Source organism: Nonomuraea sp. NPDC049625, assembly GCF_040675285.1.
GTDB lineage: Bacteria > Actinomycetota > Actinomycetes > Streptosporangiales > Streptosporangiaceae > Nonomuraea > Nonomuraea angiospora_A.
Genome location: NZ_JBFAOQ010000009.1, coordinates 274,324 through 297,910, shown reverse-complemented (window position 1 = coordinate 297,910; position 23,587 = coordinate 274,324). Strand labels below are relative to the sequence as shown.

Annotated in this window: 20 protein-coding genes; 10 read left to right on the top strand and 10 right to left on the bottom strand. The window is 73.4% G+C overall.

Features of this window, described 5'->3' with window-relative positions; all coding sequences use genetic code 11:
• The first annotated feature begins 4 nt into the window (after nt 1-4).
• The 4 genes from AB0J87_RS35835 to AB0J87_RS35820 all read left to right on the top strand — a co-directional run bounded on the left by AB0J87_RS35835 (nt 5) and on the right by AB0J87_RS35820 (nt 10,056).
• Complete coding sequence (locus tag AB0J87_RS35835; RefSeq protein ID WP_363972448.1) at nt 5-1,516, top strand: glucoamylase family protein; 1,512 nt, start codon at nt 5-7, stop codon at nt 1,514-1,516.
• Nucleotides 1,513-3,297 carry a hypothetical protein gene (locus AB0J87_RS35830; protein WP_363972445.1) on the top strand — a complete coding sequence of 595 codons (1,785 nt, stop codon included), beginning with the start codon at nt 1,513-1,515 and terminating at the stop codon, nt 3,295-3,297. The genes AB0J87_RS35835 and AB0J87_RS35830 overlap by 4 nt, the downstream gene beginning before the upstream one ends.
• Before the next feature lie 80 nt (nt 3,298-3,377).
• Nucleotides 3,378-9,440, top strand: coding sequence for a CHAT domain-containing tetratricopeptide repeat protein (locus tag AB0J87_RS35825; protein ID WP_363972442.1), 6,063 nt, complete (start codon nt 3,378-3,380; stop codon nt 9,438-9,440).
• Between the two features lie 70 nt (nt 9,441-9,510).
• Nucleotides 9,511-10,056 carry a helix-turn-helix domain-containing protein gene (locus AB0J87_RS35820; RefSeq protein ID WP_363972439.1) on the top strand — a complete coding sequence of 182 codons (546 nt, stop codon included), beginning with the start codon at nt 9,511-9,513 and terminating at the stop codon, nt 10,054-10,056.
• Between the two features lie 7 nt (nt 10,057-10,063).
• Here the strand turns inward: AB0J87_RS35820 and AB0J87_RS35815 are convergent, their stop codons facing one another.
• The 6 genes from AB0J87_RS35815 to AB0J87_RS35790 all read right to left on the bottom strand — a co-directional run bounded on the left by AB0J87_RS35815 (nt 10,064) and on the right by AB0J87_RS35790 (nt 14,782).
• Nucleotides 10,064-10,330: a hypothetical protein gene (locus AB0J87_RS35815; protein WP_363972436.1), complete on the bottom strand. Its 267-nt coding sequence runs from the start codon at nt 10,328-10,330 to the stop codon at nt 10,064-10,066.
• Nucleotides 10,331-10,426: 96 nt separating this feature from the next.
• Entirely contained in the window at nt 10,427-10,882 is a 456-nt protein-coding gene (locus AB0J87_RS35810) for a hypothetical protein (RefSeq protein WP_363972433.1), read from the bottom strand.
• Nucleotides 10,883-10,960: 78 nt separating this feature from the next.
• A complete protein-coding gene (locus AB0J87_RS35805; RefSeq protein ID WP_363972430.1) occupies nt 10,961-11,509 on the bottom strand; it encodes a GNAT family protein in 549 nt (182 codons plus the stop codon).
• A 43-nt stretch (nt 11,510-11,552) separates the two neighbouring features.
• Nucleotides 11,553-12,260, bottom strand: a complete 708-nt coding sequence (locus AB0J87_RS35800) for a hypothetical protein (protein ID WP_363972427.1) — start codon at nt 12,258-12,260, stop codon at nt 11,553-11,555.
• A 163-nt stretch (nt 12,261-12,423) separates the two neighbouring features.
• Nucleotides 12,424-13,356, bottom strand: coding sequence for an SPFH domain-containing protein (locus AB0J87_RS35795; protein ID WP_363972424.1), 933 nt, complete (start codon nt 13,354-13,356; stop codon nt 12,424-12,426).
• A gap of 85 nt (nt 13,357-13,441) precedes the next feature.
• Nucleotides 13,442-14,782, bottom strand: coding sequence for an MFS transporter (locus AB0J87_RS35790; protein WP_363972421.1), 1,341 nt, complete (start codon nt 14,780-14,782; stop codon nt 13,442-13,444).
• A 93-nt stretch (nt 14,783-14,875) separates the two neighbouring features.
• Between AB0J87_RS35790 and AB0J87_RS35785 the strand changes: the two genes are divergently transcribed.
• From AB0J87_RS35785 to AB0J87_RS35765, 5 genes are all read left to right on the top strand, one after another.
• Nucleotides 14,876-15,550, top strand: a complete 675-nt coding sequence (locus AB0J87_RS35785; RefSeq protein WP_363972418.1) for a GntR family transcriptional regulator — start codon at nt 14,876-14,878, stop codon at nt 15,548-15,550.
• A 10-nt stretch (nt 15,551-15,560) separates the two neighbouring features.
• Complete coding sequence (locus tag AB0J87_RS35780) at nt 15,561-15,935, top strand: DUF2203 domain-containing protein (RefSeq protein WP_363972415.1); 375 nt, start codon at nt 15,561-15,563, stop codon at nt 15,933-15,935.
• Nucleotides 15,936-16,013: 78 nt separating this feature from the next.
• Nucleotides 16,014-17,015: a hypothetical protein gene (locus AB0J87_RS35775; protein WP_363972411.1), complete on the top strand. Its 1,002-nt coding sequence runs from the start codon at nt 16,014-16,016 to the stop codon at nt 17,013-17,015.
• Nucleotides 17,016-17,020: 5 nt separating this feature from the next.
• Nucleotides 17,021-18,001, top strand: coding sequence for a hypothetical protein (locus tag AB0J87_RS35770; protein WP_363972408.1), 981 nt, complete (start codon nt 17,021-17,023; stop codon nt 17,999-18,001).
• A gap of 65 nt (nt 18,002-18,066) precedes the next feature.
• Complete coding sequence (locus AB0J87_RS35765; protein ID WP_363972405.1) at nt 18,067-18,612, top strand: CGNR zinc finger domain-containing protein; 546 nt, start codon at nt 18,067-18,069, stop codon at nt 18,610-18,612.
• Here the strand turns inward: AB0J87_RS35765 and AB0J87_RS35760 are convergent.
• Nucleotides 18,592-19,899, bottom strand: coding sequence for an MFS transporter (locus AB0J87_RS35760; protein ID WP_363972402.1), 1,308 nt, complete (start codon nt 19,897-19,899; stop codon nt 18,592-18,594). The genes AB0J87_RS35765 and AB0J87_RS35760 overlap by 21 nt on opposite strands.
• A 75-nt stretch (nt 19,900-19,974) precedes the next feature.
• Nucleotides 19,975-20,742: a VOC family protein gene (locus AB0J87_RS35755; RefSeq protein ID WP_350727026.1), complete on the bottom strand. Its 768-nt coding sequence runs from the start codon at nt 20,740-20,742 to the stop codon at nt 19,975-19,977.
• A 173-nt stretch (nt 20,743-20,915) separates the two neighbouring features.
• Between AB0J87_RS35755 and AB0J87_RS35750 the strand changes: the two genes are divergently transcribed.
• Nucleotides 20,916-21,545, top strand: a complete 630-nt coding sequence (locus tag AB0J87_RS35750) for an alpha-ketoglutarate-dependent dioxygenase AlkB (RefSeq protein ID WP_363972399.1) — start codon at nt 20,916-20,918, stop codon at nt 21,543-21,545.
• Between the two features lie 14 nt (nt 21,546-21,559).
• On the opposite strand, the gene AB0J87_RS35745 is transcribed toward AB0J87_RS35750, so the two are convergent.
• Both AB0J87_RS35745 and AB0J87_RS35740 read right to left on the bottom strand, forming a co-directional pair.
• On the bottom strand, nt 21,560-22,621 hold the full coding sequence (locus tag AB0J87_RS35745; protein WP_363972397.1) for an oxidoreductase: 1,062 nt from the start codon (nt 22,619-22,621) through the stop codon (nt 21,560-21,562).
• Nucleotides 22,622-22,678: 57 nt separating this feature from the next.
• Nucleotides 22,679-23,572, bottom strand: a complete 894-nt coding sequence (locus tag AB0J87_RS35740; protein ID WP_363972394.1) for a D-alanyl-D-alanine carboxypeptidase family protein — start codon at nt 23,570-23,572, stop codon at nt 22,679-22,681.
• Nucleotides 23,573-23,587: the final 15 nt, after the last annotated feature.

Here is a 23,587-nt window from a genome sequence, read left to right as displayed (position 1 = left end):
CCCCATGCGCAAGACAGTCCTGTCCGGTGTGTTCGTGCTGGCCCTGACGGTGCCGGCCACCCCCGCCCTCGCCGACGCCTCCGCGAACGCCACCCTGCTCCGTTACGCCAAGGACACCTGGCGGTCGATGGCCGCCATGGTGGAGCCGGCCACCGGCCTGCCCGCCGACAAGGTGACCGGCGACCTCGCGACCAGGGCGAAGGTCACCTCGCCCACCAACATCGGCACGTACCTGTGGAGCACCCTCGCCGCCCGCGACCTGCGCCTGATCAGCGGTGGGGACGCCGTCGCCAGGATCGGCCGGGTGATCAAGGCGCTGGAGGGACTTGAGCGGAACACGCCCACCGGCCAGTTCTACAACTGGTACGATCCCGGCACCCTCCAGTTGATCCACACCTGGCCGGAGACCGGCGATCCGGTGCGCCTGTTCGCCTCCAGCGTGGACAACGGCTGGCTGGCCGCGGCCCTGATGATGGTCCGCAACGCGACCCCGCAATACTCCGCCCGCGCCAACCGTCTGCTGACCTCCATGAACTTCGCCTCCTACTACGACCCCGCCGCCCGCCCCGACGCGGGCACCGGCCTGATCCGCGGGGGCTTCTGGCCCGAGCCGCCCGACGGCTGCCACGTCGCGAGCGACTACGCCGGCACCGGCACGACCGTCTACTCGACCTGCCACCACTACGGCGCGCCCGCCGAGACCCGCATCGGCCAGTACGTGGGCATCGCGCTCGGCCAGCTCCCGCGCGAGAGCTACTTCGGCCCGTACCGCACCTTCCCCGACAACGGCTGCGACTTCGGCTGGCAGGACCAGAAGCCGGTCGGCTCGTGGAAGAAGTACCTGGGCGTGAACGTCTGGGAGGGCACGTACGCCTACCGAGGCATGCGCTACGTCCCCAACTGGGGCGGCTCCATGTTCGAGGCCCTCATGCCGGACCTCGTGGTCCCCGAGGCGAAGTGGGCGCCCAAGAGCTGGGGCCGCAACCACCCGGTGTTCGTGCGCGCCCAGATCGAGCACGGCATGAACGAGGCCAAGTACGGCTACTGGGGCTTCTCGCCGTCCAACGACCCGCACGGCGGCTACCGCGAGTACGGCGTGGACCCGCTCGGCATGGACGAGCCCGGCTACACCACCGACCGCGAGCGCACCAGCACCGACCCCGGCTACGAGGGCTGCCGCCCGGCCAAGCCGGAGCCCACGGCCTACGGCGACGGCGTCGTGACGCCGCACGCCAGCTTCCTGGCGCTGCCGTACGCGAAGGACGCGGCCATCGACAACCTGGACAAGCTCCGCCGGAACTTCGACGCCTACGGCCCCGGCGGCTTCTACGACGCCGTCGCCGTCCGCTCGGGGGCCGTGTCCAAGTGGTACCTGGCACTCGACCAGGGCATGGTGATGGCCGCCCTGGGCAACGTGCTCACCGGCGGCGACCTGCACCGCTATTTCGCGGGCTCGGGCGTGGAGGCCAAGCTGCGCCCGGTAATGGAAATCGAGGAATGGAACGTCACTTCATGAACATGGCTGCCCACCGCGACTGGCAGGAGCGCATCGGCCAGGAGTCCGGTGCGATCACCCCGGCCTCCCGGCCCGAGCTGCCGGCCCCGACGGGCCTGTCGGCGGTCCCGGGAGCGGGCCAGGTGACGCTGACCTGGGACGCCGTGCCCGGGGCCATCGGCTACGTGGTGCACCGGGACGGGTCGCCGGCCACGCCGCCGGACGTGGACGTGCCCGCCGTCCCGTCCTGCCGGTACGTGGACACCGGACACGGAGCGGCGTCCTACCAGGTGGCCGCCGTCGCCGCCGTGGACCACGCCGGCCCGCTGTCCGAGCCCGTCCAGGCCGCTCCGCTCGAAGGGCCGGCCGGGCTGTCGGTCCACGTGGACGCGGGGCGGGTGACCCGCGAGCTGCCGCGCCCGTGGGCGTACATGGTGGGGTCGGAGCACCTGTCGCACCTGCTGAGCACCGACGAGAGCGGCGGCCGGCCCATCGGCGAGGAGCTGGCCGAGGCGCTGCGCGTCATGCGTGACGAGCTCGGCGTCCAGACGGTCAGGGCCCACGCCATCCTCTGCGACGACCTGGGCGTCTACCGCGAGGTCGACGGTCAGGCGGTCTACGACTTCAGCCGCGTGGACGAGGTCTACGACAAGGTCGTGGCGCTGGGCCTGCGGCCGATCGTGGAGCTCAGCTACATGCCGCGCGACCTGGCCGCCGACCCCTCCAGGACCGTCTTCGGCTACGACGCCGTCGTCTCGCCGCCGAAGGACTTCGAGGCGTGGAGCGACCTGGTCAGGGCGCTCGTGGAGCACCTGGCCGAGCGGTACGGGATCCACGAGCTGATCGACCACTGGGCCTTCGAGGTCTGGAACGAGCCGAACCTGGCCGTCTTCTGGACCGGCACGCCCGAGGAGTACTTCCTGCTCTACGACGTCACCGCCGCGGCCGTGAAGAACGTGCACCCGGACCTGCGCGTCGGCGGCCCCGCCTCGGCGGCCGACGGCTGGGTGGAGGAGCTGCTCGCGCACGTCGAGGAGTCGGGCGCGGCGCTCGACTTCGTCTCCAGCCACACCTACGGCAACGCGCCGCTCGACTGGCGTCCCGTCCTGGCCAGGTACGGCGTGGACGTCCCCGTCTGGTGGACCGAATGGGGGCCCACGCCCACCCACTTCCACGGCATCGGCGACGGGCCGTTCGGGGCGGCGTTCCTGCTGCACGGCATGAAGTCGGCCGCCGGCCGGATCGCCGCGCTGTCGCACTGGGTGGCCTCCGACCACTTCGAGGAGCTGGGCCGGCCGCCGCGGCTGTTCCACGGCGGGTTCGGCCTGCTGACGGTCGGCAACCTGCGCAAGCCCCGCTTCCACGCGCTCACCCTGGCCTCCCGGCTGGGCGACGCGGAGCTGGCCGCCACGCTCGACGGCGACGTGGCCGGCGTCGAGGCGTGGGCGGCCCGGCACGAGGACGGCAGGATCGGCGTGCTGGTCTGGAACGGCACCCTCAACCACGCCCAGGCCGACGGCGCCCCCGAGCTCACCCGTACGGTGTCCCTGACCGTCGACGGGCTCGCCGGCAGGGAGTACACGGTCACCCACCACCGCATCGACCGCGACCACTCCAACGTGCAGGCGGCCTGGCAGGCGATGGGCGGCGGCGACTGGCCGGCGGACGAGCAGTGGGACAAACTTCGCGCCGCCAACACCCTGGACGAGCTGACCTCTCCGGCCACGGTCGCCGGGAGCACGGTCACCCTCGAGTTCGATCTGCCCATGCCGGGCGTGTCCTTCATCGAGCTGACACCGTAAAGAGCGATACCGTACGGGGCGATGTGGAGGTCTGAGGCACGGTTCTGTACGGGCGCGCACGCCGGTGAGAGCCTGTGCCCATGACCGAACCGGCTCGGGCGCTGGCCGCCCGCATCGAGCGGTTCGAGCAGGCCGCGGATCCCGGCCTGATCTGGGATCCCGCGGCGCTGGTCGAGGCCGAGCAGGCGATGCGGGCGTGCGCCGGCGACCGGACCGACGCCGTCACCTGGCGCCTGATCGGCATGCTCCACCTGGCCCGCTACCGGCTGGACCAGCGGTTCACGCAGGACGCGGCGGTGGCGGGCACGTACTTCGCCGCCGTCGCCGTGGTCGATCCGGCGCGGCTCCCGGAGCGGCTGCGCGGCTCGAACGTGCCCCCCGGCGACTCGGCCGACACGTGGGCGGGGCTCGTCGAAGAGGTGTTCCAGCACGTGGACCCGTCGGCGTACCCGCACGTGGGGCTGCTGATCCACGCCCTCGTGCGGCGCGCCATGGCGCGGCCCACGCCGGAGGTGGCCGATCGGCTCGGCGAGCTGCTGTTGCGGCAGTCGACGGGCTCGCCCGACCCCGCGTGGGCGCCCGGCGCGCTGGCGCTGCTCGGTGACGGGCTGGTACGGCTGTTCGGGGCCACGGGGGAGCTGGAGGTCGTCGACGACGCCGTGCACGTGCTGTTCAGGGCGGCGCTGGCCGAGCCGGCGTACGTGGACGAGCTGGGCACGGCGCTCGGGCTGGCGGCGTTCGGCGACGAGGAGCTGGCCGGGGCGTACGTGGCGGCCGCGCAGGCGCCGCCGGCCGGCCAGGACCGGTCGCAGGCGCTGCTGGCGCTGGTGGAGCTCACCTGGGCACGCTCGACCGGGTCGTACGCCGACCGCGACCTGCTGGCGTTCATCCGGGTCGGGCAGTGCGCGCTGGACTTCTGGCACGAGAAGTGGGCCCATCCCGGCGTGCTGGCGCCGTACGCGGCCGGGCTGGTCGAGTGGTTCGTCGTCACGGGGGACGAGCGCTCGCTCGAGGCCGGGACGGAGATGCTGGAGGCCCTGCACATCACGCCCGGCGAGACGGCGCGCGGGCTCGGCGCCGACCCCGTCGTGCGGCTCGGGCTGCTGGGAGACCGCCGCTGGAACCGGTACGGCGTCACCGGCGACTCCGACGACCTGGAGACCGCCATCGAGGTCATGCGCGAGGCGGCCGGCCAGGCTCCGCGCGGGCACCCCGACCGCGCCAGGCTGCTCGCCAACCTGGCGAACGCGCTGCTCAGGCGGGCCGTCGTGACCTGCGGGGACCCCGCGGAGCCGATCGCGGCCGCGCGCGCCGCGCTCGCGGCCCACGGGGAGCGGGACCCGGCCAGGCCCAGGGTCCTGATGCTGCTGGGCCAGGCGCTCAAGCTCGACCTCGACGCCGGGCACGCCGACGAGGCGATCGCCGCGTTACGCGAGGCGCTGGCGGCCGGTGAGCGATTGTCGCCGCGGGCGGAGGCGTACGGGCTCGTCTCGGAGGTGCTGCGCTGGCGGGCCGCGCACTCGGGACGGGTGGAGGACCTGAACGAGGCGGTGGCGTCCGCGCGCCAGGGTCTGGAGGTGGCCGTGAAGTCCGCCCAGGACCCGGCGCCCGCGCAGCGGGTGCTGTGCGGGGCGCTGCTGGCGCGCTTCTCGGCGCAGGGCGACCCGGGGGACCTGGGGGAGGTGCTCGAACTCGCCAGGGAAGGGGACCCGGAGCTGCTGTCGCAGCTCGGCGCGGCCCTCGACGGGACGCCGGTGCCGGACGAGCGGCTCGCGGGGGTCGCGACCGAGCTGGCGCTGGCCACGCGGAACGACGAGGTCACGGTCGAGCTGCTGCGTTACGCCGAGCGGCAGGCCGAATCGCCCGGCGAGTTCCTGCTGGAGTCCGGGCTGCGGCTGGCCTCGCTCGGGCGGCTGCGGGTGGCCTGCGCCGTGCTGGGGCGTTCGGCGGAGGCGTTCGGCTCCGGCTTCGAGGAGGGGGCTCGGACGGCGTACGCGCTGGCCGAGCAGGGGCGCGCGTACCAGGAGCTGGGCGAGCTGGGCTCGGCGCTGGAGTCGTTCGCGCGGTCGGCGGCCGGCTACGGCTTGCTGGGCGAGGTCCGGGCCGAGGCGCTCCAGCTCGGCAGCATGGGCGTCGTGCTGCTCAGAGCCGGCGACCCCGTCCGCGCGCTCGAACACCACCACCGCGCCATCGCCCTGTGCGAGAGCGCCGGGCTGGCGGCGGAGGAGGCGGCCCAGCAGGGGCACGCGGCCGAGGCGTTCCTGGCCGCCGGCGACCCGGACGGCGCCGTGGCCTGCGCGGTCCAGGCCCGTGAGCTCTATCGGGAGCTGGGCGAGACCGTGCCGGCCGCCATGGCGCTCGTCCACGCCGCCCGGGCGGCCGTCGACCAGGACGACCTCACCGCGGCCGCGGAACGCATGGCCGCCTGCGCCATCGAGCTGGAGGCCGCCGGGGCGTGGGAGGACGCGTGCCGGGCGCTCGACGCGCATGCCGTCCTGCTGGTGGAGCGCGGTCACCCCGGGCAGGCCGCCGCCTGCGAGACCCGGCTGGTGGAGATCGTGCGGCGCAGGGGCGAGCGGCGCGAGCCCGCCGACGAGTGGTACCGCATCGCGGGGCGCCGCCGGGGCCGTGGTGACTCCGACGGTGCCCGGACGGCCTTCGGGCTGGCCGAGCGCGAGTACGAGTCGCTCGGCCACTACGACGGGGCCGCCTCGGCGCGCTACAACCTGGGCGCGCTCTCGTACGCGGAAGGGGATCCAGAGCGGGCGCTGGAGGAGTTCGGGGCGGCGGCGGAGGCGTTCGCCAGGCTGCGTGCCCCGGTCAAGGAGGCGTCCGCGCTGACCATGCGCGCCTCCTGCCTGACCGCGCTCGACCGCTACGACGACGCGCCGGCCGCTCTGGAGCGGGCGCTGGAGCTGGCCGCCACCGAGGGGGACGCGGGGGCCGTCCTCGTCGCCGTGCTGGGGCGGGTGGCGCTGGACCTGCGGCTCGGCTCGTGGGACGAGGCGGCGGAACGGCTGAACTCGGCCCTGGGGCTGTCGGCCGGGGACCCGCTCAAGGAGGCGGTCGTCCGCGACCGGCTGGCCGCGCTGGCGGCCCGTACCGGGGACCTGGACGCGCAGGTGGAGGCGCTGGAGTTGGCGGTGGCCGGATTCCACGCCGGCGACCAGCCCCGGCTGGCGGCGCTCACCTCGATCAAGCTCGGCTTCGCGCTGGAGGAACGCGGCGAGTTCCGCCGCGCCCGAGCCGCCCTCGAAGCCGGCCTCGCCACCCTCACCCCACCACCCGCGCCTCCCGACCGACCCGCGCTTTTCGACCGGCCCGCATCCTTCGACCCGCCCACACCCCTGGGCCCGGCGTCGTCCGGCGGCTCGGGGGAGCGCGGCGGCTCCGCGCAGTCCGGCGGAGCGTTTGAGCTCATCGCGGTCATGGGCGGGGGCCTGGACGCGGAGCTGCTGTCGCGCCTGGCCCGCATCCAGCTCACGCTCGGCGAGGCGACCCGCGGCCACGCGACCCTGAACCAGGCGATCAGAGCGGCGGACGGCGACCGGGCCGAACGGCTGGAGACCTGGCTCCGCATCGAGGAGGCGGAGGCCGCCGGCGACCTGGAGACCGCCCGAGCCCTCGCCGAGCAGACGCTCGCCGCGAACCCCGTCAACGGCCGCCCCCTCGCCTCCGACTACCACTCGTTCCTGCTGGTCAAGCTCTCCTCCTTCTGCCGGGCGCTGGGGGACCTGGAGGCCGCCCGCGCGTACGCCGCCCGCGGCTACGAGCTGCGCGACGCCCTCGTGATCGACCACCTGCGCAACCTCGGCGCGGCGGCCCGGGACCTGGGCCGCCTGGACGAGGCCGCCGGCCACCTCACCGAGGCGGTCGCCCTGGCCCGCGACTCGGACGCCGCGCTCCCCGCGGACCTCGTCCAGGCGCTCGACCTGCTCGGTCGCGTCCGCGCCGATCAGGCCCGCTGGGCGGAGGCCGCACGCGCCTTCGACGAGGGGCTGGAGCTGCTGTCCTCGCCGGTCTGGCGCGCGCTGCGGGCCCCGTTGCTGGCCGGACGGGGCGCGCTCCACCTCAAGCTGGGCGAGCTGGCGGAGGCCGAGGCCCTCTACCGGCAGTCCATCGCGATCGTGGAGGAAGCGGGTTCCCGTACGGACCTCGCCGACAGCTACGCCGACCTGAGCCTGGTGTGCGCGCTGCGGGACTCGACGGACCAGGCCAGGCTCTTCGCCGAGAGGGCCCTGGACATCGAGCACGCCCGCGGCCGGACCCGTGGCGTGGTTCTGGCGCTCATCCTGCTCGCCCGCCTCGAGGACTCCTCCCGCGCCGAGGTCGACCTGGCGGAGGCCGCGGCCCTGGCCCAGGAGATCGGATATCCGGCAGGAGAGGCGCTCGCCCTCGGCCGGCTCGGTGCGCTGTACGTGGCCACCACCTCGTACGCCCGCGCCCACCGGCACCTGTCGGAGGCGATCGGGCTGCTGGAGGAGCTCGGACACGAGCTGGAGCTGGGGATCGCCCTGCACAACCGCTCCGTCGCCGCCGAGCATCTGGGGGACCTGCCGAGCGCGCTCGCCGACGCCGAACGGGCCTGCGACCTGGGCCACGCCTCCGGTCGCGACCGCGCGATCCGGCTCGCGGTACGCCTGGGCCGCGGCCTGGCCGCCTGGCGGCACCTGGAGCACGCCAAGGCCCACACCCTGACCACCCACCTCGGCCACCGCCGCTGGCCAGGGCAGGCGGGGCGTTGGTCCGAGCCCGTGGGGGATGGTGATGACGACCGGTTCGGCGCGGTGAGGGGTGGTGGCGAGCGCTGGTCCGAGCCGGCGCGTCAGGGTGAGGAGTCCTGGCCCTGGACGGTCGAGGACCGGCCGACCGCCGCCGACCTCAGCCATCGGCGCTGGCCCGTGCCCGACGGCGTGCCCCCGGAGCTCGTGGAGGCGGAGCGGCGCGGACTCGACACCACGCGGACGCTCAGGTCGGCCGCTGGGAACACCCGGGACCCGTCGGAAGCCGCGACGCTGCTCGGACGCGCCCGCACCGCCGAGGCCGAGGTGGAGGCGCTGTGGCGGCGGATGGAACCCCTCGCCCCTGGCTACGTCGCCCTGCACCGGGACCCGCCGCTCGACCAGCTCCACCTCGACGCCCTCGTCACCCCAGAAGGCAGCCCGGGCAGCGGGATCGCCGTGGTCGGCTTCCACGTCGGCGAGGAGAGCGTGACGGTGCTCGCGCACCGCACCGGCTGGTCCGAGCCGCGCGCCTTCCCCACCACCGTCGGCCACGACCTGCTGGCCGACTTCACCGCCACCACCGTCGGCCGCCGTCCCGGGCTGCTGGACATCGAGGCGCGCCGCCACCGCGCGGCCGTCTGGCGCCGCCTGGCCGACCTCCTGCTGTCAGACGTCCTCGACGCGCTCGGCGACGACCTGGACCACCTGTACCTGGTCCCGCACGCCGAGCTGCACCGGGTCCCGCTCCACGCGCTGGCCCCGGACGGCCGCTCGCTCCTCGAACGCGCCCTCGTGACCTACGCCCCCTCCGTCGCCGCCCTGACCCGCCTCACCCGGCGGGGCCCCGCGACGGGCACCCGGTCACTGGTGCTCGGGTACACCCCGGATCCCGAACCCGAGGCCCGCGGCGCGCTCGAAGCGGCGGCGCGGGACGCCGGCGCCCTGCTGGACGTCCCGCCCCACACCGGTCCGGCCGCCACCGCGACCCGGCTCCCCGGCACCTGGGACGTGGTGCAGCTGTCGTGCCCGGGCGTGTTCGACCCGGACGACCCGTTCGGCTCGGGCATCGGGCTCGCCGACGGCCTCCTGACCGGCAGGCGGCTCATGAGCATGGCCGTGGACGCCCGGCTCGTCGTCCTCGGCTCCCACGAACGCGACCCCACGCCGGGTGGCGGCGACGACGTGGCCGCCCTGGCCCACGCGTTCCTCCAGGCGGGCGCCAGGTCCGTGCTCCTCCCGCTCTGGCCGGTCTCCGACGAGGTCACCAGGGCCCTGATGCGCGACGTCCACACCAGGCTGCGCTCCGGCATGGGCCCGGCACGGGCGCTGCGGGAGGCCGTACTGGAGCTGCGCGACCTCTACGGCCCCGCCGAGCCCGACCTGTGGGCCCCGTACGTCCTGGTGGGCCTGCCCTCCTGACGAGCGGGCGAGCAGCCTCTACGGTGGGACGCAGCAGAACGCGAGGGGGACGATGGACAGCCGGCGGCCGATGCGTGCCGACGCGCGGCGCAACAGGGAGCGGATCCTCCAGACCGCCCGGGAGGCCTTCGCCACCGAGGGCCTGGCCGTGTCGCTCGACGAGATCGCGCGCCGGACCGGGGTCGGCCCCGGCACCGTCCACCGCCACTTCCCGGCCAAGGAGGCGCTGGTCGAGGCGGTGCTCGCCGACCGCCTCGGCGGGCTCGCCGAGCAGGCCCGCCAGGCCGTCCAGGCGGATCAGGGCGGGTCGGCGTTCTTCCCGTTCCTGCTCGGCCTGATCGGTGAGGCCCGCGCCAAGCAGGACCTCGCCGACGCGCTCGCCAGGGCGGAGGTCGATCTGTCGGAGCTCACCCAGCGACTCGCGCTGGACCTGCGCCGGGCCTTCGCCGAGTTGCTCGCGCGGGCCCAGGAGGCCGGCACCGTCCGGGCGGACGTGGACGCCGAGGACGTGCAGGCCGTCGTCGTCGCGGCGATCACCGCCGAGCGGCATCGCGCCGACCCCGAACGGCCGGGGCGTATCGCCGCTGTGGTGCTCGACTGCCTGCTGGTCGCGTAGGACCGGCTCAGTCGCCCAGCCATTTCGAGTCCGGCATGAGCGTGGCCGCGACCAGGTAGCCGAAGAAGCCGATGGCCAGGCCCACCGCGTACGCTCCGAAGACCTCGGGGGTGCCCACCAGCGCGGTCACCGCCCCACCGCCCACAGCGGCCAGCACTGGAGCCAGCACCGCCGCGAGGTCGGACAGGCCTGCCGCGCCCTGCCTGCGGCGCAGCGTCCCGTACGTGATCCAGCCGATCACCAGCCCGAAGCAGATCGCGCCGAGCACGGCCATGCGAGGACCTCCTCGTGGTCAGCCGCAACCGTGTCGCGCGGCGGCGGCCCGTGGGTCTGATAGCCGTTCACGATCGCACGAGGCGCGCCCGCCTGGCTAGAGGTAGCTCCTGGTCGCGCTCACCAGATCGGGGGTGGCGTCGCGGGTGTCGAAGTAGAGGGCGGAATCGGGGGTGCGCTCGCGGACGTCCTGGTCGCGGATCGCGAACACGGCCGGGACCACCCCCACGTCGCCGTAGCGGCCGGTGACGGCCTCGCCGATCGCCCGGCGTACGTCGCCGACCACGTCACGCGAGGTGTGGCCGGGACCGGAGGCGGCGAGATAGCCCAGCATGCCCGCGAAGCGCAGCTCCGCCTCGGCCGCCGGGCGCTGCTCGGGCAGCACGGGACGGTCCAGCCAGAACACCTTGCCCGCGAGGAACGCCTCGTAGTCGTCGCCCTCGTGGCGGAGCACGCGCGCCGTCTCGGCGAGCAACTCCCCGAACTCGGCCAGCTCCGACTCGGGCGGCAGATCCGTGGTGACGAACAGGGGCACGATCAGCGCGTCGAGCATTGGACTATCCCTCCGTGAGGAGGCTCATCGTAGGACCCGCGACCGACAATCCCGGGTCACGCCACTCTCCGTGGCGGTCTAGCGTTCGGTCCACTCGTCCTGTAACGCCGAGTGCACGATCGAGTCGCGCCACCCGTTCGGCGTGTGCACGTGGTGCCGGATGCGGCCTTCCTCGACCATCCCGGCGGTCAGCATGGCGAGCTGGGCGGGTAAGTTCGCCGGGGAGCGGGCGCCCCAGACGCGGTGCAGCCCGAGCTGCTTGAAGCCGAACGACAGTAACAAGCGCACGAGGTCCGTGCCGACCCCGCGTCCCCACTGGTCGGGGTGGAGGCCGAAGCCGATCTCGGCGCTGTGCGGGTGGTCGGCCTCGATGTGCAGGCGGGCCACCCCGATCACGTCGCGGCGGGCCGTGTCGATCACGGCCAGCACGTACAGGCGGCGTGGTTCGGTCGCGGCCGCCTCCTGGGCCTGGGCGACGAGCCCCGCCACCTCGGCCAGGCTGCGGGGCGCGAACGGCATGTGCTGCGTGGCCGTGGTGTCGCCGTAGACCGCGTGCAGCGCGGTCACGTCGGCCTCCGCGACGTCACGGAGGCCGAGCCGTTCGCCGTTGTACACCACCCGCCGCATTTGCAGACGGTAACGCGATTCCTGTGATCTCTACAAGCCCATGTCAAGTGGCGAGTTGACTCCCGTAAGCCCGCGCCACAAGCTCGGCGACGGCGCTGTGCGCGCCGAGCGGCTCCGCGTGCCCGGCATTGATCGAGGCGGCGGCCTGCTCGACGATCCCCGTGGAGGCCTCGTGGCCGATCATGCAGGGAGCGATGGCCAGGCGCTCGGCGCCCGCCGCGCGCAGCCGCTGGGCCGCCATCGCGATGCCCGGCTCGCTGTCGAGCGAGGCCGAGACGACCGGCAGCGTGAGCCTGGAGGCCAGGAGCACCGCCGTGGCCTGCACCGCGTGCACCGCGCGCTCCCCGCCCACCGTGGCCATGATGACGGCGTCCACGGGGCTGGAGACGTTCAGCAGCCGTACGCGGTCGGCCCTGGCCAGGCCGCGCTCGGCGAGCCTGATGTGCAGGGCCTCGGCCAGCAGCGGGTGCGGGCCGAGCGCCTCGGTGACGACGGCGCCGCTGCCGCCGGCCGCGACCGCCTTGCCGATCTCAGCCAGGACGACCGGATCGTCCCAGGTGAGCAGCGGCACGATGACGGCGTCGCGGCCGGAGGGCAGGGAGTCCGCCAGGTCGGTGACGCTCGTCAGCCGCACCTCGATCTGCGGGTGGTCGAGGCGGACCACGGCCGCGATCTCTTCGGCCACGCCGGCCGCCGCGCCGGGGGTGGCGAGCACGAGCATGGGGGCGTCCGGCGGCAGGGACGTGGGCACGGGACGGCGGTGGCGACCGCCGCCCGGCCGGGGGGAACGTTCACGTACAGGCAGGCTCACAGCCGCGCAGTTTATGCGTATTAGGTGGAGGTTGCTCTGTGAATAGGTGGCGATTCCGTCACAACCCAGACGCTGCGCGCAAAAAGAGTCAACCACATCTTGACTACCGCGACGGAACCACGACCGACTGGGGATTCCCGGGGGCGTACACCGTGATGCCCTGCGGCAGCGATTTGAGCTTCTCGATCTCCGCGCACGCCGGGCACTTGTCGTAACCGTCCTGCCTTGCCCGGTTCGCGTCCGCCTCCGCCTTGGCCTGGGCGACCTTCGCCTGCGCCTCGGAGACGGCCGCCGAGGCGGCCAGCGAGCGGTCCACGGCCTGCTGCACCTCGCCCGGCAGCGTCACCTTGGCCAGCGTGAAGCGCAGCCCGGTGAGGAAGTCGCCGCCGAGCGTGGCCGGCAGGTCGCGGGTCAGCGAGGCGTCGACCGCGTTCTGGACCTTGACGATGTTGGCGTTGCTGTCCTGCGGCTTGAGCGTGGAGCTCTCCAGCAGCGAGCAGGACGGCACGAGCTCGGCGCAGCGCATGGCGCCGATCTGGCCGCGCAGCGCGTTGTCGATCACGGGGCGGACCGCCTGGCCGAAGAACGCCGACCAGCCCTCGTCGCCGTCCCACGCGTAGAGCGAGCGGTCGTCCTGGGCGCGGAAGGTGCGGGTGCCGTACTTGTCGTCGAACGTCTTCAGCGTCTGATGGTCCAGGTTGAGCGTGAAGTAGAGGGTGCCTTCGATGCCGAGGTTCACCCCGTCGCTGCTGGGCACCGTCACCACGTCCACGCCGAGCGTCGTGGCCCGCTTGGGGTCGGCGGTGATCGTGTAGAAGCGCTGCTGCGCCGGGTAGAGGTGGGTGGACGACCACATGCCGGTCCAGGTCAGGCCGGAGCCGGGGTTGATCACCTGGCGTACCTGGTTGTCGTCGAGCGGGCCGCCGTCGCGGATGACGGCCACCTCGCCGCCGCCGGTGCTCTCCAGGCCCCCCAGGCCCCCGATGAGCAGGGGGACGGCGATGAGCGCGGCGATGACGATCAGGGCGATTCTCATCAGTACCCCTTCCGCGCGGGCGGCGTTGGCAGCCGCCGCCCGCGGCTTCTCGCGGCGTTTTCCGGCTGAGCTCAGAGCTTCCGGCTCAGGCGAAGGGTCCCACCTGGCCGGGCAGGGAGGCTTTGGCCTTGGAGCCGGGGTCGGGCTGCGCGGCCAGGTCGAGATCGCGGGTCTCCGGGGCGATGGCCAGGCCCAGGGTCGTGACCGCCAGGGCGACCACCACGTAGATCGACACCGCGACCGTGGTCTGGTACGTGTCGAACAAGCTGAGGGCGATGATCGGGGCCAGGGCGCCGCCGACGATGCCCGCCACCTGATAGCCCATGGAGGCGCCGCTGTAGCGCAGCCGCGTGCTGAACAGCTCGGCGATGAAGGCCGCCTGCGGCCCGTACATGGCGGCGTGGGTGACGAGCGCGACCACGGCGGCCAGCGCGATCAGCGGGAACGATCTGGTGTCGAGCAGCGGGAAGAACGCGAACGCCCACACCGCCGCGCCCACCACGCCCGCGAAGTACACCGGCCGCCGCCCGAACCGGTCCGACAGCGCGCCGGCCAGCGGGATCAGCACGAGCTGCAGCGCCGACCCGATCAGCACCGCGTTGAGCGCGTACGAACGCGGCAGCTTCAGCACCGTGGTGAGGTAGACGATGATGTACGCGGTGAACGTGTAGAAGGCCACGTCCACCCCGATCCGCGCGGTGAAGGCGGACAGCAGGGCCCGCGGGTGCGTACGCAGCACCTCCAGCAGCGGCATCTCCGCCTTGGCGCCCTGCTCCTTGACCTGGGCGAACAGCGGCGACTCGGTCACCCGCAGCCGCACCCACAGGCCCACGAACACCAGCACGCCCGACAGCAGGAACGGCACCCGCCAGCCCCACGACAGGAACGCCGCGTCGGACAGCGTGAACGACAGGAGCGTCAGCAGCCCGGTGGCCAGCACGTATCCGGCGGGCACGCCGACCTGCGGCCAGCTCGCGTTGAAGCCGCGCCGCCGCCCGTCGCCGTGCTCCAGCGACATGATCACCGCGCCGCCCCACTCGCCGCCGAGCCCCAGGCCCTGCACGAACCGGAGCGCCGCCAGCAGGATCGGCGCGAGCACGCCCGCGCTCGCGTAGCCGGGCAGCACGCCGATGAGGAACGTCGAGACGCCCATCACCAGGAGCGTCACCACCAGCACGGTCTTGCGCCCCGCCCGGTCGCCGAAGTGGCCGAACACGACGCCGCCGAGCGGCCGGGCGACGAACGCCACGGCGTTGGTGGTCAGCGACGCCAGCGTCGCGTTGAACGGGTCGAGCGCGGGGAAGAACAGCTTGGGGAAGACCAGGGTCGCCGCGGTGGTGTAGAGGAAGAAGTCGTACCACTCCAGCGACGTTCCGATCAGGCTGGCGAGGATCACCCGCCGGGTCTGTTGCGCGGAGCCTGTCATTCGATCGCTCCTTGTTCGTCTAGGGGGTCCTCTTCAACATAAGAATCGTTGAACAATTCGACAAGAGGTTTGCTCCATGATTCGCTGTCAAATGTGGATAACGTGGTTGCCGATCTCGCTCAGGACCGCCCCAGGCTGGGCCGCAGCAGCACCGCGGAACGGGTGGCCGACATCCTGCGCGACCGCATCAGCGAGGGCTTCTTCCGTCCTGGGCAGCGGCTGTCGGAGGAGTCGATCTCGGAAGGGCTCGGCGTGTCGCGCAACACGCTGCGCGAGGCGTTCCGGCTGCTCGGCCACGAGCGGCTGCTCGACCACAAGCTCAACAGGGGCGTGTTCGTCCGGCTCCCGTCCGCCGAGGACGTCGCCGACCTCTACCGCGTGCGCCGCGTGCTCGAAGGGGCGGCCGTACGGCGCGGCCCGGCCCCCGAGGCGCTGGCCGTGATCAAGGAGGCCGTGCTCGACGCCGAGCGCGCCGCCGAACAGGACGACTGGCAGGGCGTCGGCACCGCCAACATCCGCTTCCACCAGGCGCTCGTCTCGCTGAACGAGAGCCCCAGGATCGACGAGGCCATGCGCCAGCTCCTGGCCGAGCTGCGGCTGGTCTTCCACGTGATGGAGAACCCGCGGGCCTTCCACGAGCCGTTCGTCGACCGCAACCGGACCCTGCTCGGGCTCCTCGAGTCGGGGCGGCCCAAGAAGGCCGCCGCGTACCTCGACGACTATCTCGACCACGCCGAACGGCTGCTCATCGAGGCGTACACGCCGTAACGTCTGTGGCATGGACCGGATCTTCACCCTTGACGAGGCCCGCGAGCTGCTTCCCGGCGTCATGCGTGACGCCCGCGAGGTGATCGCCGCCCGCGCCGACCTGGCCGAGATCGACTTCGACCGGCGGGCCACGGGGAGCTCCCCGCTCGGCGGGCTGCCCGAGATCAAGGGGCTGCAGGCCCGCATCGAGGAGATCCTCAGCGGGTGGAACGAGCGGGGCATCGAGGTTAAGGGCATCGCGCCGGTGCTGGTCGACTTTCCCGCCGTGATCGACGGGGTGTCGGTGCGGCTGTGCTGGATCGAGGGCGAGCCGGAGCTCGCCTGGTACCACCGTACGGAGCTCGGCTTCGCGGGCCGCCGCCCGCTGGACCCCCGGAGGGAGTGAGCCGCAGCCGTGGCCGATCTGTGACCAACCGGTCACGTCAAGCGGGTGTCTAACGGGGTGAGCGAAAGGATCACACCGATGAGGCACCCCTCAGCGACCGCGGCCCTGCTGGCGTCGGCGGTCATCGGCGGACTGGGGCTCTCGCCCGGCGCCGCCCACGCCCAGTCGAAGTCCCCGGAGGCCCGCGCCGCCTGGGTCAAGACCTGCACCCACAAGAAGGACGACCTCGACTACCCCTGCGGTCACTGGCAGCTGATCATGCGCGACGGCCGCAAGGTCGCCGTGCCCGGCGCGGCCACCTCACAGATCGATGCCAAGGGCAACGAGGTCCACGACACCGTCACGTTCGCCATCAGCGCCGACGGCCGCGTGATGGCGTACGAGCGCAAGAGCGACCACCGCCTGGTCGTCCAGCCGATCGCCGGCGGCCCGGCCAGGACGCTGCCCAAGGCCGCGGTCCCCAAGGGCGTCGGCACCTCCGACATCGGCGTCTACCTGTCGCCCAAGGGCGACACGGTCGTGATCGACTACGGCGACGAGCCCGTCCGCCTGCCCGCCAAGGTCATCACGGTCGCGACCGGCAAGATCACGACACTGCCCCTCGGAGAGGGCATGGGCGGGTTCAGCGGCGACGGCGACGAGGTGCTGACCAAGCGCTATCTGAGCGACAACACGCTCCGCCTGACCGCGCGCCGGCTCGGCGGCGCCTCGGTCAAGGCGACCCCGCCCCAGCTCGTCGCGAACGCCCCCACGCTCGCCCTGGCCCCCGACGGCCGGACGGTGGCCGTGTTCACCTCGGGCAACGCCGACACGAAGAAGCCGCCGAGGGTGCGGACCTACGACCTGGCGACCGGGCAGCTGTCCGGCGGCGCCGACCTGCCGCTCTCGCCCGGCGTGCCGCCGGACCTCGCCTGGTGGGGGCCGGACGGCCTGCTCCACGCGGTGGTGGAGAGCGGTGACGTCGGGGAGACGGCGGTGATACGGGAGCTCACCGTCGATCCCGACTCCGGGGCGCTCAACCGGACCGGCCGATACACGATCAGCAAGACCAGGTACGCCTATGTGAAGGCGGGGGAGTGAACGACATGAAAGCCAAGATCTTCGCGGTCCTCGCGGCCGCCGTCGTCGCGGTGCCGGGGGGCGTCGCGTACGCGGAGCCGCACGCGCACGCGCAGGCACATCGGGGGCACGACAGCGTCCGGTACGCCGCCATCAAGAGCTGCGGCAAGGACGGGGACGCCAAGCCGTGCGGCGACTGGCGGCTCGTCATGCACGACGGCAGCCAGAGCATGCTGCACGACGCCCAGACGGTCGCGCTCGACGTGAAGGGCAAGAAGCTCGTCTACGCCTCGGCGCCCATCGCGGTCAGCGGCAACGGCCAGCGGATCGCGTACCTCACCAAGACCGGCAAACTGGCGGTGCGCACGCTCGGGGGCGGCGTCAAGCTGTTCGCCAAGGGCGCGCTGCCCCGGGTGGACCAGAACAACATCACCCTGCGCCTGTCCGACGACGGCGCCCGGCTGGCCGCCGTCATCTCCGGCGAGAAGGTCCAGAGCACGCGCGTGTTCGACACCGCCACCGGCGGCCGGCTCGGCTCCGTGCCGGGCAACCTGACCGTGCTGGGCTTCAGCGGCGACGGGGACGAGGTGCTCACCAGCGCCGACGGCGACGAGGGCGTCACCGACCTGGCCGTCTACAGCGACACCGGCGAGCAGCTCGTACGCGGCACGCCGCCGCAGGTCGTGTCGTCCAACTCGCCGCAGGCGCTGTCCGCCGACGGCCGCACGGTCGCGGCCCTCGTGGCGGGGAACAAGCCGCAGCTCGTCCTGTACGACATGCAGAGCGACCAGGTCGTCGGCCGTAAGAAGCTCAACCTGCCGGCCGGGGACGTCGACATGGTCGACTGGACCGGGGACACCCAGGTGACCGTCCACCTGGTCCAGTACCAGGAGAGCGGCAACAAGATGACCATCGTCCAGATCGACACCGAGACGGGCGCGGTCAAGGTCCGGGACCGGTATCGGATGCTGAAGGGCATGTTCGTCTTCGCGGCGTGCGGCGGCTGACGCGGCGCGGGGCCCGGGGAGGCGGCGGGGATTCCCCGGGCCCGCACTGGCATAACCTTCTCGAGGTGGAGGTTCACTCGACCAAGGCGATGGCCGCCAGGGCCGTCGACCTGTGCGTCGCACTGCTGCACGAACGGCCGTCCGTCGAGTCGGTGTCGCGGGTCCTGCGCGACCACGGGGAGAGCGGGGACCTCGACCTCGGCGAGGCCGACGTGACGGCGATGCGGGCGGCGGCGGCGCGGCTGCGCGAGGTCCTGGGCGCGGCCACCGTGAGCGAGGCGGCCGACCTGCTCAACCGGCTGCTCGCCGGATCGGCCCGAGCGCCCAGACTCACCAGCCACGGGGGCACGACGAGCTGGCACGTGCACGTCGACAGCGGGGACGACGCGCCGTGGGGGGAGTGGTTCCTGGCGTCGTCGGCGATGGCGCTGGCGGTGCTGCTGGCCGACCATCAGCGCATTCCGGGCGGGCTGTGCGCCTCTCGGGGGTGCGGGCGGCCGTACCTGGACCTCAGGGGCGGCAGCCCGCGACGCTACTGCAGCACCCGCTGCGCCACCCGCGAACGCGTCGCCGCCCACCGCTCCCGCACCTCACCGCCCGCCTCGGGCTGAGCGCGACGCTTCTCCCGGGGATCCCTTGTCGCGGCGCCCGGCCGTGAGTACGGCCACGGCGACGGCCTGCAGCACAGCCCCCGCCACCAGGGTCGAGCTCGCCGAGTACGCCGCCAGCGGTCCGGCCAGCGCGGACCCGATCGCGAACGAGGTGATCTTCAGGCTGGCCCCCGTGGTGAACACCTGGCTGCGCAGGCGGGCCGGCGCCTCGCGGTGCCGTACCGAGAACAACGCGGTGAGCTGCGGCCCCTCGCCCGCTCCCGCCACCGCCGCGGCGACCACCGCAGCCCAGAACGTCCCGGCCCCGGCCGCCAGCGCCATCCCCGCGCCGAGCACCGCCGTCCCCCGGACCAGGACGCGGTCCCACCGCCGCACCCGGCCCCACGCGGCGATCACCGCGTTCGCGGCCAGCCCGGACGCGGCGGTGACGGCCAGCAGCAGCGCGCCGTGGCCGCTCTCACCGGTGAGCTCGGCGCCGCGGACGGGAGCGGACACGACCAGCATGGCCAGGCCGCAGCACGAGACCGCGGACCCGGCCGTCGCCCGGCGCAACGTCGCGTTCCGCCAGATGACGGCGAACCCCTCGATCAGCTCCACCCGAATCGCCCGCCCGCGACCGGCCGCGCCACCGTCGCCGGGCGAGCCGGGCGAGCCGGGTGCGGCGGGTGCGGCGGGTGCGGCGGGGTGAGCGCACACGGTGGCGGGCGAGGCGGGTACGGCGGCGGGTGCGGCCGAACGGGCCCGTACGGGAGGCAGGCTCCAGGCGGCCGGCAGCGCGGCGACGAGCAGTCCGGCGCACACCAGGACCGTCGCGGTGCCTCCGCCCGCGCTCGCCACCAGCCCCACCACGGCGGGACCGGCCAGCCCGGCCACGTTGTAACTCATGGAGTCGAGCGCGTTGGCCCTGCTCAGGCGTTCGGGACCGGCCACCCGGGGCAGCTGCGCCGTCCAGCCGCCGGTCAGCGCGGGCCCCAGCAGCCCGGCCACGACCGCCACGCCGATCAGGGCCGCGTCCGGCACCCGGCCCAGCCCGTACAGGACCAGCAGGAGCCCGGTCGCGTACCCGAGGAGGCAGCACGCGAGCAGCCGCCCCGGCCGCCGTGCCCGGTCGAGCAGCACCCCGAGCAGCGGCCCTCCGAACGCGGCCGAGACGGTCAGCCCCGCCAGCAGCCAGGACGCCGTCAGGGGAGACCCGGTGACGGCCAGCCCGGCGACCAGGAGCGCGGGCCCGGACATCTCGTCCCCGGTGCGCGCGGCCACCGCACCGGCCATGTAACGGTATAACACGGTGAAGACGTTACAGGACGGCGAGCGCGAGGCGGCCCGGCCCGTGCGCCGCGCGGACCGGGCCTGTGGCCGGGGTCAGGCCGAGCTGGTGATGACCGCGAAGCGGGCGCCGTAGGGGTCGGCGAGGAAGGCCATGCGCCCGACTTCCTCCACGTCCGTCGCGGGAGCCCGCAGCGTGCCGCCGAGCTGCTGCGCCAGCGCCGCCGTGGCGTCGCAGTCGGGCACCTCGAAGTACGGCAGCCAGTGCGGGCTGTCACCGGGCTGGAGCTGGACGATCCCGGCCATCGCCGAGGCCTCACCGCCGTCGGCGGGTGAGATGACGGGGTAGGAGATGTCGCCCATCGGCAGGTCCTCGACGCGCCAGCCGAAGACCGACTGGTAGAAGGCCCGGATGCCGGCGGGGTCGGGGGTGTAGAGCTCGATCCAGCCGAGCGAGCCAGGCTTGGTGACCATGCCGAGCCCCTTCGTCCGGCCCGGCTGCCACACCGCGAACGCGGCCCCCGTGGGGTCGGCGAAGACCGCCATGCGGCCCTGGCCCTCGACGTCGCTCGGCGGGAAGAGCACCGTGCCGCCCGCCTGCTCGATCGTCTTGGCGATCACGTCGACGTCGGGCACCTGGAAGTACGTCAGCCACGCCGGGGTCCAGCCCTCCTGCGTCACCTCGCTGATCCCGGCGACCGTCTTGCCGTCGACCTGGCAGAAGCGATACTGCATGTACTCGGGGCCCAGCGTGACGGACTCCCAGCCGAACAGCCCCGTGTAGAAGACGTTCGCCGCCTCCGCGTCGGGGGTGTTGACCTCGATCCAGCAGGGGGCTCCCGGCAGGTAATCGGTGGTGAGCATGGCCTGCTCCTTCGTGTGACGAAGCGATGGGTGGCCTCTTCGCCTCACGGTGCGGGCTGAGGGCGGCGATGCCACTCGTATCCGGCGATTGCCAGCCTCGCACGACCCCTCGGCAAAGGCGAGCCGACACCCCAGTCGAATGCGTGTTTGAACAAAGGCATACACTTGATCGCATGACAGCCTCGTTCCAAGCATCTCTGCTCGGCCTCGACGAGGAGCTCGGGGTCGGGCCGCTCGGCGTCACGGTCCGCAGGACACACCTCGACCACGGCGCCTGGATCGACCTGCGGCCGGGCTGGCTCACGGGGGCCGACACGCTGTTCGAGCGGCTGGCCGGGACGGTGCCGTGGCGGGCGGAGCGGCGGCGCATGTACGACCGGGTGGTGGACGTGCCGCGGCTGCTGAAGTTCTACGACGAGGACGAGACCCTGCCGGATCCGGTGCTCGAGGACTGCCGCCGGGCCCTCGACGATCACTACGGTGCGGAGCTGGGGGAGCCGTTCCGTACGGCGGGGCTCTGCTTCTACCGCGATGGCCGCGACAGCGTGGCCTGGCACGGCGACACGATCGGGCGGGGGAGCACCGAGGACACCATGGTGGCGATCATCTCGGTCGGCACCCCCCGCCCGCTCCTGCTCCGGCCCCGTGGCGGAGGGCCGTCCATCCGGCGGGATCTGGGGCACGGGGATCTGATCGTGATGGGCGGGAGTTGCCAGCGCACGTGGGAGCACGCGATCCCGAAGACCTCCCGCCCGGCGGGGCCGCGCATCAGCATCCAGTTCCGCCCCCGCGGCGTACGCTGACACCGCCTACGCGGTTATCGGAGGGTCAGACGGGCGAGGCGGCCCTGGTCGCCGGAGGCCCAGCAGGAGAGGTCGCGGGTGCAGGACACCGTGTCGAACGATCCGTTGTCGAAGGTCTCCCAGGCGCGCCCGCCCGACCACGTCACGTCGCTGCCCGAAGGCCCCACCGCGATGGCGGCGAACGGCAGGTGGGGGAGCCACGCCACGCCGGAGCGGTAGGCGGGCGGCGGGGTGGTGGCGGGTTGCCAGGTGGTGGCGCCGTCCCGGGTGAGGGCGGCGGCGCTGGGGGAAGGCTGGTCGGGGCGGTAGTCGCCGCCGACCGCGAGGCCGTGGTGACGGTCGCGGAAGGCCAGGCCGAAGACGCCGCGGGCCGGGTCGCCCGCGGGGATCGGGGTGTCGGAGACCGTCCAGGTGCGTCCGCGGTCGCCCGAGTGGAACACCCGTGACCGCTCCGCCCCGCCGCTGGCCAGCCAGGCGTCCCGGCCGCCCGCGGTGACCAGGCACTGGCCGCTCGCCGCGAACCCCGCCTCGCCCGTCAGCGCCTGCGGCATCCCGTCGGCCGGCAGCACCCGCCAGCTCCGCCCGCCGTCGTCCGTGGCCAGGATCCGGAACCTGCCGTCCACCGGGTCGCTCATGGCCAGCCCGTGCCGCCGGTCGAAGAAGGCCAGGCAGTCGTAGAAGGCCCGGGGCTCGTCGTTCCTGAACGTCTCCGTCCACGTGCGCCCGCCGTCCTCCGTCCGGTAGACGCGCGAGTCCGTACCCTCCCCGATCGACAGCGCCACGGCCCTGCGCTCGTCGAACGCCTCGATGTCGCGGAACTGGAGCGCGGAGGTGTCGGGCGGGGAGACGTTCTGCCAGCTCCGCCCGCCGTCGACGGTCCTCAGCACGGTGCCGCCCGAGCCCGAGGCCCACACCACGTCCCGGCTGACGGGCGACAGGCCGCGCAGGCGCGCGGTCACCCCGGTCTCCTTGAGCTCCCAGCCGAGCTTGGGGGTTCCGGCGTGGGCGGCGGGGACCGGGGCGGCGAGTACGGCGGCGGCGGCTGACAGCGCACTCAACGCGATTCGAAGCTTCATGTCGGGCAAACTAGTCCAAAGGATCAACACCGTCCATGGTGTCCGCCCGGGCTTCGGTCAGGCGGACTCGCGGGCCGCACCCCAGGACAGCAGCGCCTCCGCCGTGTCGAAGCGGCGGCTGGAGTCCGACTCGCCGAGCAGCACGCCCACCAGCGTGTGGCCGCGCTTCTCGCCCGCGAACGCCAGCGTGAACCCGGCCGCCCGGGTGAACCCGGTCTTCAGCCCGATCGCGCCCGGTGTCCCGAGCATCTTGTTGGTGTTGCGCCAGCTGTACGAGCGGTGCTCGGAGGTGGCGTCCAGCGAGTGGTACCGGGTCCCGGCCACTTCCTTGATCAGCGGCACCTGCACGGCCTTGGCCGCCAGCATGCTCTGGTCGCGGGCGGTGGAGTAGCCGTCCCCGCCGCGCTTGGGCAGGCCGTCGGCGTTGACGTACTCGGTGTCGTTCATGCCCAGCTCGCGGGCCGTGGCGTTCATCTTGCCGACGAAGCCGCCGACGCCGGGGCCGTAGGTGCGGGCGAGCGCGTGGGCGGCGTCCGCGCCGGAGGGGAGCATGAGGCCGTACAGGAGCTCGCCGACGGTGAGGCGGTCGCCGGGCCGCAGGTCGGCGGTGGTGCCGCCGCCGTCCTCCGCGTACTGGACGTCCTCCCGCTTGACCTGCACCACGTCCGTGGGCTTGGCGGTCTTCAGGACGACGTACGCGGTCATCATCTTGGTGACGCTGGCGATCGGGAGGCGGTCGTCGGCGTTCTTGCTGAACAGTTCCTTGCCGGACGAGACGTCCATCAGGTAGGCGGCGCTGCCGTACACCGAGGGCGCGTCCTGCTGGACGGCGTGGACGGGTCCAGCGGCGGGCGCGGCGGCGGGGGCGCTGGCGTGTGCGGGTGCGGTGAGCCCCGTGACCAGGGCAAGGGCACCTGCCGCAGCGGCCAGGTGGGCTTTCCGGATACGCATCGCTCCAGATTGCCG